Origin of the sequence: Pseudomonas putida (assembly GCF_002025705.1) — a bacterium.
Taxonomy (GTDB): Bacteria; Pseudomonadota; Gammaproteobacteria; order Pseudomonadales; family Pseudomonadaceae; genus Aquipseudomonas; species Aquipseudomonas putida_J.
In genome coordinates this window covers 1,576,920-1,590,576 of record NZ_CP018846.1, presented here as the reverse complement: position 1 = coordinate 1,590,576, position 13,657 = coordinate 1,576,920, and the positions used below count along the sequence as shown (strand labels likewise).

The window sequence follows — 13,657 nt, the reverse complement described above, 5'->3', positions numbered from 1 at the left end:
TGCCGGGCGGGGGAAGATTGGGCTAATTCAAAAAAATGCGGCTGTACTGCAATTTTTTTGCAGTGCTGATCTGGCCGTTGGGGGCGCTTTGCGCCCCATTCGCGAAACAAGGCCGCCCCTACAGGGGAACGCAATCTCTTGTAGGAGCGGCCTTGTGTCGCGAAAGGGCCGCGTGCCGGCCCCAGCATTACCTCGACTTGCGCGGTAGCTCGATGCTCACCCGCAACCCGCCCAAGGTGCTCTCAAGCAATGCCAACCGCCCACCCCAGGCCTCGACGATATCGCGCACGATCCCCAGCCCCAGCCCATGCCCATCGACCTGCTCATCAAGCCGCGAGCCGCGTTCCAGCACCTGCAGCCGCTGGCTCTCAGGAATACCGGGGCCGTCATCATCGACCCACAACCGATACCCCTCGGCTGTCGGCACAATCCCCAGCCGCACTTCGCTGTCGGCCCACTTGCAAGCGTTGTCCAGCAGGTTACCGAGCAGCTCCAGTACGTCTTCGCGATCCCACGGCAACAGCAGCCCTGGCGGCACATCGCGCTCAAGCAGCAAGCCCTCGCCATGGATCATGCCCAAGGTCGCAAGCAAGCCCGGCAGTTCGGCATCACAATCGAACTGCGCCCCAGGCAAGGCATCGCCCGCCAGGCGCGCCCGATTCAGCTCGCGGGCCAGGCGCTGCTGGATCTGCTCCAGCTGTTCACGCAGCTGCGCCTGCACCTCTGGCAAGTCTTTCAAGCGCTCGCTGGAGGCCAGGCTGAGCAGCACCGCCAGCGGAGTCTTCAGCGCATGGCCGAGGTTGCCCAAGGCATTGCGCGAACGGCGCAGGCTGTCTTCTGTGTGGCTGAGCAAGTGGTTGATCTGGCCCACCAGCGGCGCCAGCTCACTGGGCACCTGGGCATCGAGCTGCGAGCGCTGGCCTTGCTGTAGTTGGGCGATCTGCTGACGCGCGCGCTCCAGCGGGCGCAGCGAGCGGGTCACGGTAACGCGCTGCAGCACCAGCACGATCAGCAACGCCACCAGGCCCATGCCCAGGCCGATCTGCTGCAGCCGACGAAAGCTCTCGCGTACTGGCGAATAGTCTTGCGCCACGCTGATCGAGATGTTCTGGCCCAGGCGCCGGTAATCGGCGCGCAACGCCAGCAGTTGCTGGCCTTCCGGGCCCAGCTCATGGCTATCGGACAGCCCCGGCGCGGCCGGCTTGGGCATGTCCAGGTCCCACAGCGAACGCGAGCGCCAGGTCCCCTGGTCGAAGTCGATACGGAAGTAGTAGCCCGAGAAAGGCCGCTGGTAAGCCGCGGAAATGCGCCGTTCATCCAGCTGCAGGCCAGACGGCCCACGCACCAACGCCACCAGTAAGTTCTCGCTTTCCTTGCGCAGGCCGTTTTCCAGGTAGCGCTGCAAACCGGCCTCGAACAGCCACAGGGTCAGCTGCGCGAGCACCACGCCGACCATCACCAGCACGGCGACCAGGCCCAGGCTCAGGCGCGCCTGGATGGACTTCACCCGGTGCTCCCGGCATAGATGTACCCCTGCCCGCGACGCGTTTCGATGACGCTGCGCCCAAGCTTGCGCCGCAGGTGGTTGACGTGCACCTCCAGCACATTGGAATCACGCTCGGTCTCGCCGTCGTAAAGGTGCTCGGCCAGGTGGCTCTTGGACAGGATCTGCTGCGGATGCAGCATGAAGTAGCGCAACAGGCGAAATTCCGCGGCAGTGAGCTGGATGTCGACGCCATCGCGGCTCACGCACTGGCGGCTTTCATCCAGGTGCAGGCCTGCAGCTTCCAGGGTTGGCTGGTTGGCCAGCCCGCGGGCGCGGCGCAGCAACGCCTGAATGCGCAGCTGCAGTTCCTCGGGGTGAAAAGGCTTGCTCAGGTAATCGTCGGCCCCAGCTTTCAGGCCTTCGATACGCTCTGCCCACGACCCGCGCGCCGTAAGGATCAGCACCGGCGTGGCCAGGCCGCCGGCACGCCACTGCGCCAGCACCTCCAGGCCCGGCAAGCCTGGCAGGCCAAGATCGAGGATTATCAGGTCGTAGGGTTCGCTCTGGCCCTGGTAAACCGCATCGCGGCCATCGGCCAACCAGTCCACGGCATACCCCTGGCGCTGCAGGTTGGTGGTCAGTTCGTCGGCCAGGGGCACGTTGTCTTCGACAAGCAGCAGGCGCATGTCAGTCGTCTTCCTCGTCTTTGAGCAGGGCACCACTGCTGGCATCAAGCTTGATCTCGCGCACCACGCCTTCCTTGGTCAGCAGTTCGACTTCATATTCGTAGCGGCCGTCGTCTTCTTCCAGTTCGGCCTCCAGCAAACGCGCCCCGGGGTAACGCCCCAGGGCGGTTGCCAACAATTGCTCGAGTGGCAGGATGATGCCCTTCTGGCGCAGTTTCAGGGCCTGGTCCTGGTCCAGGTCGCGGGCAACAGCCAGCGAGCACACGGCCAGCAACGACAGCGCCAGATACCGCGCCGGCCGGGGTAAGTGGATCATCAGCTGTCCCGCTCGTCCTTTAACACTTCACCGGTCTTGGCATCCAGGTCGACATCCCACTCGACGTTCTGCGTGTCGCGCAGGTCGACCTTGTAGATGTAGCGACCGTATTCGTTTTCCAGCTCCGAATCGGTGACGGTGGCACCTGGGTGCTTGGCCACGGCGGCGGCCTTGAGTTCATCCAGCGACTTGATGGTCTTGGCGTTGACCAGTTTGACCACTTCGTCAGGCTGGACGTCCTTGGCGAAAGCAGCATTGGCGCCCAGGGCAAGGGCGGCGGCGGTGAACAGGGCAGTCAAGGTTTTCATGGTGGCTCTCCTGAGCGACGTTCAAGTTGTCTACGGGGTTAAGACTAACCAGTGGTCCTTAATTCAACCTGAAAACAGCTGGCGCCATGATAGCGCAGCTGTAGTGGTATCAAGCCCCTATAATGACCCGCTTGTTACCTGCGAGATCCGTCATGAGCGCCATTCACATCAAATTCCCTGCACTCACCTTCAAGGCTGGCCAGCGCGCGCTGCAGCAAATTCGCGAACGTGGCCTGCAGGCGGCCGATGTGGGTGTATTGCCAGGTGCGGCGGGCGGGCCCAAGCCCCTGGGCATCCAGGGGCTGGACCTGGCCCTGTTCGGTGAATGGCTGCCAGCGGCACCGCGGCAACGCGCACTGATCGGCGCCTCGATCGGCTCCTGGCGCTTCGCCAGCGCCTGCCTCGACGACCCGGTTGCCGGCATCCGCCGCCTGGGCGAGCTGTACACCGAGCAGGACTTCGCCAAGGGTGTTACCCCCGCCGAGATCAGCCGCAGCTGCCAGCGCATGCTCGACGACCTGCTGCAGGGCCGCGACGGCCAGATCCTCGCCAACCCGCACTACCGCCTGAACATCCTGGTGGTGAAAAGCCACGGTCAGCTTGCCCACGACCATCGTGGCCGCCTGGGCATGGGCCTGGGTTCGGTGATCGCCAGCAACCTGCTGGGGCGCGCGCGCCTGGCCCGGCACTTCGAACGCGTCATCCTGCACGATGCGCGCAGTGCACCGCCGCTTGACGCCCTCACCGACTTTCCCTCGCGCTGCCTGCCGCTGGACCTGGCCAACCTGCGCCACGCCCTGCTCGCCTCGGGCTCGATCCCGATGGTGATGGAAGGTGTGCGCGACATTCCCGGCGCGGGCGCCGGCACTTACCGCGACGGCGGCCTGCTCGACTACCACCTCGACCTGCCCTACCGCGGTGACGACCTGGTGCTGTACCCGCACTTCACCGACAAGGTGGTGCCCGGCTGGTTCGACAAGGCACTGCCCTGGCGCAAGGGGGACGCCACGCGCCTGCAGAACGTGCTGCTGATGACTCCGTCGCCGCAGTACCTGGCCGCCCTGCCCTACGGCAAACTGCCCGACCGTAACGACTTCAAGCGCTTCATGGGCGATGCGCCGAGCCGCAAGCGCTACTGGTACCAGGCGATCGCCGAAAGCCAGCGGCTGGGCGACGAGCTGCTGGAACTGATTGCCACCGGGCGGCTGCACGAACGCCTGCAAGCCTTGTAGCGGCCATGCTGGTAGACTGCGCGCATTATTGATTCACACAGAGTTATGACCGCGTGGAAATTTTCAAAGAGTTCACATTCGAATCGGCCCACCGCCTCCCTCACGTTCCGGAAGGCCACAAGTGCGGCCGCCTGCATGGCCACTCGTTCAAGGTCGGCCTGCACCTGACCGGCCCGCTGGACCCGCACACCGGCTGGATTCGTGACTTCGCCGAGGTCAAGGCGATCTTCAAGCCGATCTACGAGCAGTTGGACCACAACTACCTGAACGACATCCCAGGCCTGGAAAACCCCACCAGCGAAGTGATCGCCAAGTGGATCTGGGACCAGGTCAAGCCGTTGATGCCGGAGCTGTCCAAAGTGCGCATTCACGAAACCTGCACCAGCGGTTGCGAATACACCGGCGACTGATCCGCCGCTGTGGGCAGGGTCTCAGCCCTGCCCGTCGCCCACTGCATCGCGCAGGAAGCTCGGGGCGATGTAACGCTGGTAATGGGCCTCGGAGAGCAGGAAAAACTCGCGGTCGATGGCATCGCGCAGTTGCGGCAGTTCCCAGTCGCGAAACTCCGGCAGCAGCGCCATGCCGTAAGCCTCCAGATCGCGGATCATCCGCGCCCCGCGAGCGATCAGCTGATACGCCCAGCAATATTCCGACTGCTGTTCGACGAAGCGGATCGAGCGCTGCTGCAATTGCTGGCGCAGCAAATTTTTGTCGAACACTTCCAGCTTGGCCATCATCACCTGCGCCAAAAGCTGCTCCAGGCGCAGCCACACGGCGCGCTTCTGCGCCTCGTCGTAGCCGTTCCAGTGGATCACTTCATGGTGGAAACGCTTGCAGCCACGGCACACCGTGTCTCCATACACCGTGGAGCAAAGGCCGACGCAAGGGGTCTTGATGGACTGGTTGGACATGGAAAAACAACGGCTTGGCGGTGGAACACGGGCCCATGTTAGCCCTTTGTCTAACCACGGTCACTCGTTAAAGTCATGATCGCCGCCTTACCTTCCGCGACAATTTGCCGTAGAATCATCCCGCCTTTTCAAGGCAACAATGTCCGTTGGAAGCTGTTTTCAAAGCGTCACGAGCACAGTTCATCCGGTAGAACGGCGTTGGCCCGGGCCATGCACCCCTCGCATGCCCGCGCCAGCCCTCATCAGCTCCCGTTCTGCAGGCGTAAAACTTTGAAAGCAGCTTCTGTAAGGATTCTTTGCGACTCTGGCTGGGCGGCCCACAAAGCCGTGGCAGCGCATGGGTGCATTGAATGCTGGATGAGCGTCCCGGACTCCCTTTAGGGACCACTGATGAGGGTAATAACTGTGCTTGAAGCCTACCGCAAACACATCGAAGAGCGTGCCGCCCTGGGTATCGTGCCCCAGCCGCTGAACGCCGAACAAACTGCAGGCCTGGTCGAGCTGCTGAAAAACCCGCCGGCCGGCGAAGAAGCCTTCCTCGTAGACCTGATCACCAACCGCGTTCCACCAGGGGTCGACGAAGCTGCCTACGTCAAGGCCGCTTTCCTCTCCGCCGTGGCCAAGGGCGAAGCCAAGTCGCCACTGATCGACCGCAAGCACGCTGCTGAACTGCTGGGCACCATGCAGGGCGGCTACAACATCGAGACGCTGGTCGCGCTGCTCGACGACGCCGAACTGGGCGCCGTCGCGGCCGAACAGCTCAAGCACACCCTGCTGATGTTCGATGCCTTCCACGATGTGGCCGAAAAAGCCAAGGCCGGCAACGTTCACGCCAAGGCCGTGCTGGACTCCTGGGCTGCCGGCGAGTGGTTCACCTCGCGTCCGGCCATCGCCGACAAGTACACCCTGACCGTGTTCAAGGTGCCTGGCGAAACCAACACCGACGACCTGTCCCCTGCTCCGGACGCCTGGTCGCGCCCTGACATCCCGCTGCACGCCCTGGCGATGCTGAAAATGGCCCGTGACGGCATCGAGCCATCTCAGCCTGGTTCGGTCGGCCCGCTGGCGCAGATCGAAGCGGTCAAGGCCAAGGGCTTCCCGGTTGCCTACGTCGGTGACGTGGTCGGTACCGGTTCCTCGCGTAAATCCGCCACCAACTCGGTGCTGTGGTTCTTCGGCGACGACATCCCGTACGTGCCGAACAAGCGCGCCGGTGGTTTCTGCTTCGGCACCAAGATCGCCCCGATCTTCTACAACACCATGGAAGACGCCGGCGCCCTGCCGATCGAGTTCGACTGCACCAACCTGGCCATGGGCGACGTCATCGACGTTTACCCATTCAAAGGTGAAGTGCGCCGTCACGGCAGCGACGAGCTGGTCACCAGCTTCGCGCTGAAAACCGAAGTGCTGCTCGACGAAGTCCGCGCAGGCGGCCGTATCCCGCTGATCGTCGGCCGTGGCCTGACTGAAAAAGCCCGCGCCGAGCTGGGCCTGGGCGCTTCCGACCTGTTCAAGAAGCCAGAGCAGCCAGCCGACACCGGCAAGGGCTTCACCCTGGCGCAGAAGATGGTCGGCCGTGCCTGCGGCATGCCTGAAGGCCAGGGCGTACGCCCAGGTGCCTACTGCGAGCCGAAGATGACCACCGTCGGTTCCCAGGACACCACTGGCCCGATGACCCGTGACGAGCTGAAAGACCTGGCATGCCTGGGCTTCTCCGCTGACCTGGTGATGCAGTCGTTCTGCCACACCGCGGCTTATCCGAAGCCGATCGACGTCACCACCCACCACACCCTGCCAGACTTCATCCGCACCCGTGGCGGCGTGTCGCTGCGCCCAGGCGACGGCATCATCCACAGCTGGCTGAACCGCATGCTGATGCCAGACACCGTGGGTACCGGTGGCGACTCGCACACCCGCTTCCCGATCGGCATCTCGTTCCCGGCCGGTTCCGGCCTGGTGGCCTTCGCCGCCGCCACCGGCGTCATGCCGCTGGACATGCCAGAATCGATCCTGGTGCGCTTCAAGGGCAAACTGCAGCCAGGCATCACCCTGCGTGACCTGGTCCACGCCATCCCTTACTACGCCATCCAGAAGGGCCTGCTGACCGTCGAGAAGAAAGGCAAGAAAAACGCCTTCTCCGGCCGCATCCTGGAAATCGAAGGCCTGGACGAACTGACCGTCGAGCAAGCCTTCGAGCTGTCCGACGCCTCGGCTGAGCGTTCCGCTGCTGGCTGCACCATCAAGCTGCCGGAAAAGGCCATTGCCGAATACCTGCAGTCCAACATCACCCTGCTGCGCTGGATGATCGGCGAAGGCTACGGCGATGCCCGCACCCTGGAGCGTCGCGCCCAGGCCATGGAAGCCTGGCTGGCCAAGCCTGAGCTGCTGTCGGCCGACGCCGATGCCGAATACGCCGAAATCATCGAAATCGACCTGGCCGACGTCAAGGAGCCTGTGCTCTGCGCGCCGAACGACCCGGACGATGCCCGCCTGCTGTCCTCGGTACAGGGCGAGAAGATCGACGAAGTGTTCATCGGTTCGTGCATGACCAACATCGGTCACTTCCGCGCTGCCGGCAAGCTGCTGGACAAGGTCAAGGGCGGTATCCCGACCCGTCTGTGGCTGGCCCCGCCAACCAAGATGGACGCCCACCAGCTGACCGAAGAAGGCTACTACGGCATCTACGGCAAGGCCGGTGCGCGCATGGAAATGCCAGGCTGCTCGCTGTGCATGGGTAACCAGGCACGTGTGCAGACCGGTTCGACCGTGGTCTCCACCTCGACCCGTAACTTCCCGAACCGTCTGGGCGACGCCACCAACGTGTACCTGGCCTCGGCCGAGCTGGCTGCTGTCGCTTCGATCATCGGCAAGCTGCCGACCGTCGAAGAGTACATGCAGTACGCGAAAGACATCGACAGCATGGCTGCCGACGTTTACCGCTACCTGAGCTTCGACCAGATCGCCGAGTTCCGTGAAGCGGCTGCCAACGCCAAGATCCCGGTGGTTCAGGCGTAAGCTGAGTTACATGCAGTAAAAGAAAGCCCCGGCAGCGATGCCGGGGCTTTCTTGTTTCAGCCTGTGCCGGCCTCTTCGCGGGTAAACCCGCGAAGAGGCCAGCAATGGAAACTCAAATCACGAACAGATCGACAAACCTGTGCACGGCCATCTGTTCCAGCCTTTGCTGGTCCTTGCAGAGTTCAAAAATCGCTTCGCAGCGCTGGCGCACAAAGCGCGTCGCCAGGTTGCCCTTGAACTTGGCCTCCAGCAGCGGTATCCCCTCCTCGCGCCGCCGCCGATGCCCGATCGGGTACTCCACCAGCACCTGCTCGGTACTGCTGCCATCCTTGAAGAACACCTGCACGGCATTGGCAATCGAGCGCTTGTCCGGCTCCAGATACTCACGGCTAAAGCGCGGGTCTTCGACCACCTCCATCTTCTCGCGCAGGCGATCGATGCTGGGGTGATTGGCATGGAAGGCATCTTCATAATGCTCGGCCACCAGGTGGCCGAAGATCAGCGGCACCGCCACCATATATTGCAGGCAATGATCACGGTCGGCAGCATTGGCCAGCGGGCCACGCTTGGAAATGATGCGGATCGCCGACTCTTGGGTGGTGATGACGATGCGGTCGATTTCATGCAGGCGGTTACGCACCAGCGGGTGCAGGGTCACTGCCGCTTCGCAGGCCGTCTGGGCGTGGAACTCGGCTGGAAAGCTGACCTTGAACAGCACATTCTCCATCACGTAACTGGCCAAGGGTTGCGGCAGGCGCAGTTCATACTGGCCGGCAGGTTTTACCGCCAGGTCCTTGTTGGTGTGGCTGAACGAGACGTCATGAAAACCCCACTGCGCCGCAGTCAGCACCCCTGGCACGCCCATTTCGCCACGCAGCGCGATATCAGCCAGGCGCACGCCCCGGCTGGAGGCATCACCCGCCGCCCAGGACTTGCGTGAGCCGGCATTGGGCGCATGGCGGTAAGTGCGCAATGCCTGGCCATCGACGAATGCATGGGAAAGAGCCGAGAGCATCTGTTCGCGATTAGCCCCCATCAGCCGGGCGCATACGGCGGTCGAGGCCACCTTGACCAGTATCACGTGATCGAGGCCGACGCGATTGAACGAGTTCTCCAGTGCCAGCACGCCCTGGATCTCATGGGCCATGACCATGGCTTCGAGCACGTCACGCATCAGCAGCGGTGCTTCGCCACTGGCCACACGCTTCTGCGACAGGTGATCGGCAACCGCCAGGATGCCGCCAAGGTTGTCCGAAGGGTGCGCCCATTCGGCGGCCAGCCAGGTGTCGTTGTAGTCCAGCCAGCGCACGGTGCAGCCGATGTCCCAGGCCGCCTTGACCGGGTCGAGGCGGTAGGCGGTACCGGGAACGCGCGCGCCATTGGGCACTACGGTACCTTCCACCAGCGGACCGAGGAGCTTGGTGCATTCGGGGAAACGCAGGGCCAGCAAGCCACAGCCCAGGGTGTCCATCAGGCAGTTGCGCGCGGTATCCAGGGCTTCAGGGGATTCGACCCGGTAACCGAGGGCGTAGTCGGCCAGGGTTTGCAGTACCCGGTCGTAGTCCGGGCGGTCATTCAGGTCCACGTTGGCGCTCATAGCCAGCTCCCTTCGGAATTGCCGGGGCCGCTTCGCGACCCTTTCGCGACCCAAGGCCGCCCCTACAAGAGACCGCGTATTCCTGTAGGAGCGGCCTCGCGTCGCGAAAGGGCTGCAAAGCAGCCCCAGCTAACGAAAGCCGAGCGCCAGTGGTGCGTTAGAAGCTATCGCCAGGCACGCGAACCCAGCCCTCCATCAGCACGCGAGCACTGCGGCTCATGATTGCCTTGGTCACCGTCCACTCGCCATCCACCTGGCGCGCCTCGGCCCCGACCCGCAAGGTGCCGGACGGGTGGCCAAAACGCACGGCACTGCGCTCGCCCCCGCCCGCGGCGAGGTTGACCAGCGTGCCCGGAATGGCTGCAGCGGTACCAATGGCCACGGCAGCGGTCCCCATCATCGCGTGGTGCAGCTTGCCCATGGACAACGCACGCACCAACAGGTCGATGTCACCGGCCGCAACTGCCTTGCCACTGGACGCAGTGTAGGTGCTCGGCGGCGCAACGAAAGCCACCTTCGGCGTGTGCTGACGCCCGGCAGCCTGGTCGACATGCTCGATCAGGCCCATGCGCACGGCGCCGTAGGCGCGGATGGTCTCGAAACGTAGCAGCGCCTGGGGGTCGCCGTTGATCGCGTCCTGCAATTCAGTGCCGGTGTAACCGATGTCGGCGGCATTGACGAACACGGTGGGGATACCGGCATTGATCAAGGTCGCCTTGAAGGTACCGACACCCGGCACTTCCAGGTCGTCCACCAGGTTGCCGGTGGGGAACATCGCACCGCCATCGCCATCCTCGTCGGCGGCCGGGTCGAGGAACTCAAGCTGCACTTCGGCGGCCGGGAAGGTCACCCCGTCCAGTTCGAAGTCACCGGTTTCCTGCACCTCACCTTCGGTGATCGGTACATGGGCAATGATGGTCTTGCCGATGTTGGCCTGCCAGATGCGCACCGTGGCCATGCCGTTGCGCGGAATGCGCGCCGGGTCGACCAGGGCGTTGCTGATGGCGAACGAGCCGACCGCAGCAGAAAGGTTGCCGCAGTTGCCGCTCCAGTCGACGAAGGCCTTGTCGATGGCGACCTGGCCGAACAGGTAGTCGACATCGTGCCCGGGCTTGATGCTCTTCGACAGGATGACCGTCTTGCTGGTGCTCGAGGTGGCGCCGCCCATGCCGTCGATCTGCTTGGCATATGGGTCGGGGCTGCCGATTACCCGCAACAGCAGCGCGTCACGCGCCGGGCCTGGGACCTGAGCCGGTTCCGGCAGGTCCTGCAGGCGGAAGAACACGCCTTTGCTGGTGCCGCCACGGATGTAGGTGGCGGGAATTTTCACTTGCGCTACATGTGCCATGTTCAAGTCCTGTTCAAGCGGTCGCTTCGAGGAAGTCCTGGGCAAAGCGCTGCAGCACCCCGCCCGCCTCGTAGATCGACACTTCCTCGGCAGTGTCCAGGCGGCAGGTCACTGGCACCTCCACACGCTCGCCATTGCGCCGTGTCACCACCAGGGTCAGGGTCGCCCGCGGCTTGCGCTCGCCGAGCACGTCATAAGTCTCGCTGCCATCCAGGCCCAGGGTCTTGCGGTCGGTGCCCGGCTTGAACTCCAGCGGCAACACCCCCATGCCCACCAGGTTGGTGCGGTGAATGCGCTCGAAGCCTTCGGCGACGATCGCTTCGACACCGGCCAGGCGCACACCTTTGGCCGCCCAGTCGCGGGACGAACCCTGGCCATAGTCGCCACCGGCGACGATGATCAGCGGCTGCTTGCGCTCCATGTAGGTCTCGATGGCCTCCCACATGCGCGTCACCTTGCCTTCCGGCTCGATGCGCGCCAGCGAACCCTGCTTCACGCTGCCGTCATCCTTGCGCACCATTTCGTTGAACAACTTGGGGTTGGCGAAGGTAGCGCGCTGGGCGGTCAGGTGGTCGCCACGGTGTGTGGCATAGGAGTTGAAGTCCTCTTCGGGCAGGCCCATCTTCGCCAGGTACTCACCTGCGGCGCTGTCGAGCAGGATGGCGTTGGACGGCGACAGGTGGTCGGTGGTGATGTTGTCCGGCAGCACCGCCAGCGGGCGCATGCCACGCAGGGTACGTTCGCCGGCCAGGGCACCTTCCCAGTAAGGCGGGCGGCGGATATAGGTGCTCATCGGGCGCCAGTCGTACAGCGGCGCGACTTTCGGCCCGCGGTCTTCCTCGATGGCGAACATCGGGATATAGACCTTGCGGAACTGTTCCGGCTTGACCGCCGCACGCACCACCGCGTCGATTTCCTCGTCGCTCGGCCAGATGTCCTTGAGGCGGATTTCCTTGCCGTCGACCACGCCCAGCACATCTTTCTCGATGTCGAAGCGGATGGTGCCGGCAATCGCGTAGGCCACCACCAGTGGCGGCGACGCGAGGAACGCCTGCTTGGCGTAAGGGTGGATGCGCCCGTCGAAGTTGCGGTTACCCGACAGCACGGCGGTGGCGTACAGGTCGCGGTCGATGATTTCCTGCTGGATCACCGGGTCAAGCGCACCCGACATGCCGTTGCAGGTGGTGCAGGCGAAGGCGACGATGCCAAAGCCCAGTTGCTCCAGTTCCTTTTCCAGCCCTGCCTCTTCCAGGTACAGCTGCACGGCCTTGGAGCCCGGCGCCAGCGATGACTTGACCCACGGCTTGCGGTTGAGGCCGAGCTTGTTGGCGTTGCGCGCCAGCAGGCCTGCGGCAATCACGTTGCGCGGGTTGCTGGTGTTGGTGCAACTGGTGATGGCGGCAATGATCACTGCGCCGTCGGGCATCTGGCCTGGTACTTCTTCCCAGGCGCCCGCGATGCCCTTGGCCGCCAGGTCGCTGGTAGCGACGCGGGCATGCGGGTTGGACGGGCCGGCCATGTTGCGCACCACGCTCGACAGGTCAAAGCTCAGGGTGCGCTCGTACTCGGCCTTGGCCAGGCTGTCAGCCCACAGGCCGGCGACCTTGGCGTAGGTCTCCACCAGCTGTACCTGCTGGTCATCGCGGCCGGTCAGCTTGAGGTAGTCGATGGTCTGCTGGTCGATGGCGAACATCGCCGCAGTGGCGCCGTATTCCGGCGCCATGTTGGAAATGGTGGCACGGTCGCCCAGGGTCAGGGCGCGCGCCCCTTCGCCATGGAACTCGAGGTAGGCACCAACGACTTTCTGCTTGCGCAGGAATTCGGTGAGGGCCAGTACCAGGTCGGTGGCGGTGATGTTCGGCGCCAGCTTGCCGGTCAGCTCGACGCCGACGATTTCCGGCAGGCGCATCCACGAGGCACGGCCGAGCATGACGTTTTCGGCTTCCAGGCCGCCGACACCAATGGCGATCACGCCCAGCGCGTCGACATGCGGGGTGTGGCTGTCGGTGCCGACGCAGGTATCCGGGTAGGCCACGCCGCGGTCGCTGTGAATGACCGGCGACATCTTCTCCAGGTTGATCTGGTGCATGATGCCGTTGCCGGGCTGGATCACGTCGACGTTCTTGAACGCCTTCTTGGTCCAGTTGATGAAGTGGAAGCGGTCTTCGTTACGGCGGTCTTCGATGGCGCGGTTCTTCTCGAACGCCTGCGGGTCGAAACCACCGCATTCCACAGCCAGGGAGTGGTCGACGATCAGCTGCACCGGCACCACCGGGTTGACTGCGGCCGGGTCACCGCCTTTGTCGGCGATGGCATCACGCAGGCCGGCAAGGTCGACCAAGGCGGTCTGGCCGAGGATGTCGTGGCACACCACGCGGGCCGGGAACCATGGGAAGTCGAGGTCGCGCTTGCGCTCGATCAGCTGACCCAGGGAGGCGTCGAGGGTCGCCGGGGCGCAACGGCGTACGAGGTTTTCGGCCAGCACGCGAGAGGTGTACGGCAGGCTGTCGTAGGCACCGGGCTTGATTGCCTCGACCGCGGCGCGGGCGTCGAAATAGTCCAGGGCGGTGCCTGGCAGGTTCTTGCGGTATGCAGTGTTCATATCGTTATCAGGCTCGGTCACGGTATTCGGTAAGCAGGTCAGGCCTGGGGGCGCTGCGCGCCCCTTTCGCGACACAAGGCCGCTCCCACAAGTACAACACCGTCCCTGTAGGAGCGGCCTTGTGTCGCGAAAGGGCTGCGCAGCAGCCCCAACGGT

At 64.0% G+C, this 13,657-nt stretch carries 11 protein-coding genes; 3 read left to right on the top strand and 8 right to left on the bottom strand.

Features of this window, described 5'->3' with window-relative positions; translation table 11 throughout:
• Positions 1-187 precede the first annotated feature (187 nt).
• From BUQ73_RS07290 to BUQ73_RS07275, 4 genes are read right to left on the bottom strand one after another with little or no spacing between them, the layout of a single operon-like run.
• Entirely contained in the window at positions 188-1,507 is a 1,320-nt protein-coding gene (locus BUQ73_RS07290) for a sensor histidine kinase (protein WP_079227234.1), read from the bottom strand.
• On the bottom strand, positions 1,504-2,172 hold the full coding sequence (locus BUQ73_RS07285) for a response regulator transcription factor (RefSeq protein ID WP_079227233.1): 669 nt from the start codon (positions 2,170-2,172) through the stop codon (positions 1,504-1,506). The genes BUQ73_RS07290 and BUQ73_RS07285 overlap by 4 nt, the downstream gene beginning before the upstream one ends.
• A 1-nt stretch (position 2,173) precedes the next feature.
• Positions 2,174-2,488, bottom strand: a complete 315-nt coding sequence (locus tag BUQ73_RS07280) for a PepSY domain-containing protein (protein ID WP_079227232.1) — start codon at positions 2,486-2,488, stop codon at positions 2,174-2,176.
• Positions 2,488-2,796, bottom strand: a complete 309-nt coding sequence (locus BUQ73_RS07275) for a PepSY domain-containing protein (protein WP_027919657.1) — start codon at positions 2,794-2,796, stop codon at positions 2,488-2,490. The genes BUQ73_RS07280 and BUQ73_RS07275 overlap by 1 nt, the downstream gene beginning before the upstream one ends.
• A 152-nt stretch (positions 2,797-2,948) precedes the next feature.
• Here BUQ73_RS07275 and BUQ73_RS07270 point away from each other — a divergent pair, with 152 nt between their 5' ends.
• Both BUQ73_RS07270 and queD read left to right on the top strand, forming a co-directional pair.
• Positions 2,949-4,028 carry a patatin-like phospholipase family protein gene (locus BUQ73_RS07270; RefSeq protein ID WP_027919656.1) on the top strand — a complete coding sequence of 360 codons (1,080 nt, stop codon included), beginning with the start codon at positions 2,949-2,951 and terminating at the stop codon, positions 4,026-4,028.
• Between the two features lie 53 nt (positions 4,029-4,081).
• Positions 4,082-4,438 (top strand): 6-carboxytetrahydropterin synthase QueD, encoded by a 357-nt coding sequence (queD, locus tag BUQ73_RS07265; RefSeq protein WP_012271598.1) that lies wholly within the window; start codon positions 4,082-4,084, stop codon positions 4,436-4,438.
• Positions 4,439-4,459: 21 nt separating this feature from the next.
• Here the strand turns inward: queD and BUQ73_RS07260 are convergent, their stop codons facing one another.
• Positions 4,460-4,939, bottom strand: coding sequence for a DUF1289 domain-containing protein (locus BUQ73_RS07260; protein ID WP_079227231.1), 480 nt, complete (start codon positions 4,937-4,939; stop codon positions 4,460-4,462).
• Positions 4,940-5,344: 405 nt separating this feature from the next.
• Between BUQ73_RS07260 and acnB the strand changes: the two genes are divergently transcribed.
• The gene (acnB, locus tag BUQ73_RS07255) at positions 5,345-7,954 is read left to right on the top strand and encodes a bifunctional aconitate hydratase 2/2-methylisocitrate dehydratase (RefSeq protein WP_079227230.1); all 2,610 of its coding nucleotides are present in this window, start codon (positions 5,345-5,347) and stop codon (positions 7,952-7,954) included.
• A 112-nt stretch (positions 7,955-8,066) separates the two neighbouring features.
• On the opposite strand, the gene prpD is transcribed toward acnB, so the two are convergent.
• The 3 genes from prpD to acnD all read right to left on the bottom strand — a co-directional run bounded on the left by prpD (position 8,067) and on the right by acnD (position 13,501).
• On the bottom strand, positions 8,067-9,551 hold the full coding sequence (gene prpD / locus BUQ73_RS07250; protein ID WP_079227229.1) for a 2-methylcitrate dehydratase: 1,485 nt from the start codon (positions 9,549-9,551) through the stop codon (positions 8,067-8,069).
• Positions 9,552-9,708: 157 nt separating this feature from the next.
• Positions 9,709-10,899 carry a 2-methylaconitate cis-trans isomerase PrpF gene (gene prpF / locus BUQ73_RS07245; RefSeq protein ID WP_079227228.1) on the bottom strand — a complete coding sequence of 397 codons (1,191 nt, stop codon included), beginning with the start codon at positions 10,897-10,899 and terminating at the stop codon, positions 9,709-9,711.
• Between the two features lie 13 nt (positions 10,900-10,912).
• Positions 10,913-13,501 carry a Fe/S-dependent 2-methylisocitrate dehydratase AcnD gene (gene acnD / locus BUQ73_RS07240; RefSeq protein ID WP_079227227.1) on the bottom strand — a complete coding sequence of 863 codons (2,589 nt, stop codon included), beginning with the start codon at positions 13,499-13,501 and terminating at the stop codon, positions 10,913-10,915.
• Between the last annotated feature and the right edge of the window lie 156 nt (positions 13,502-13,657).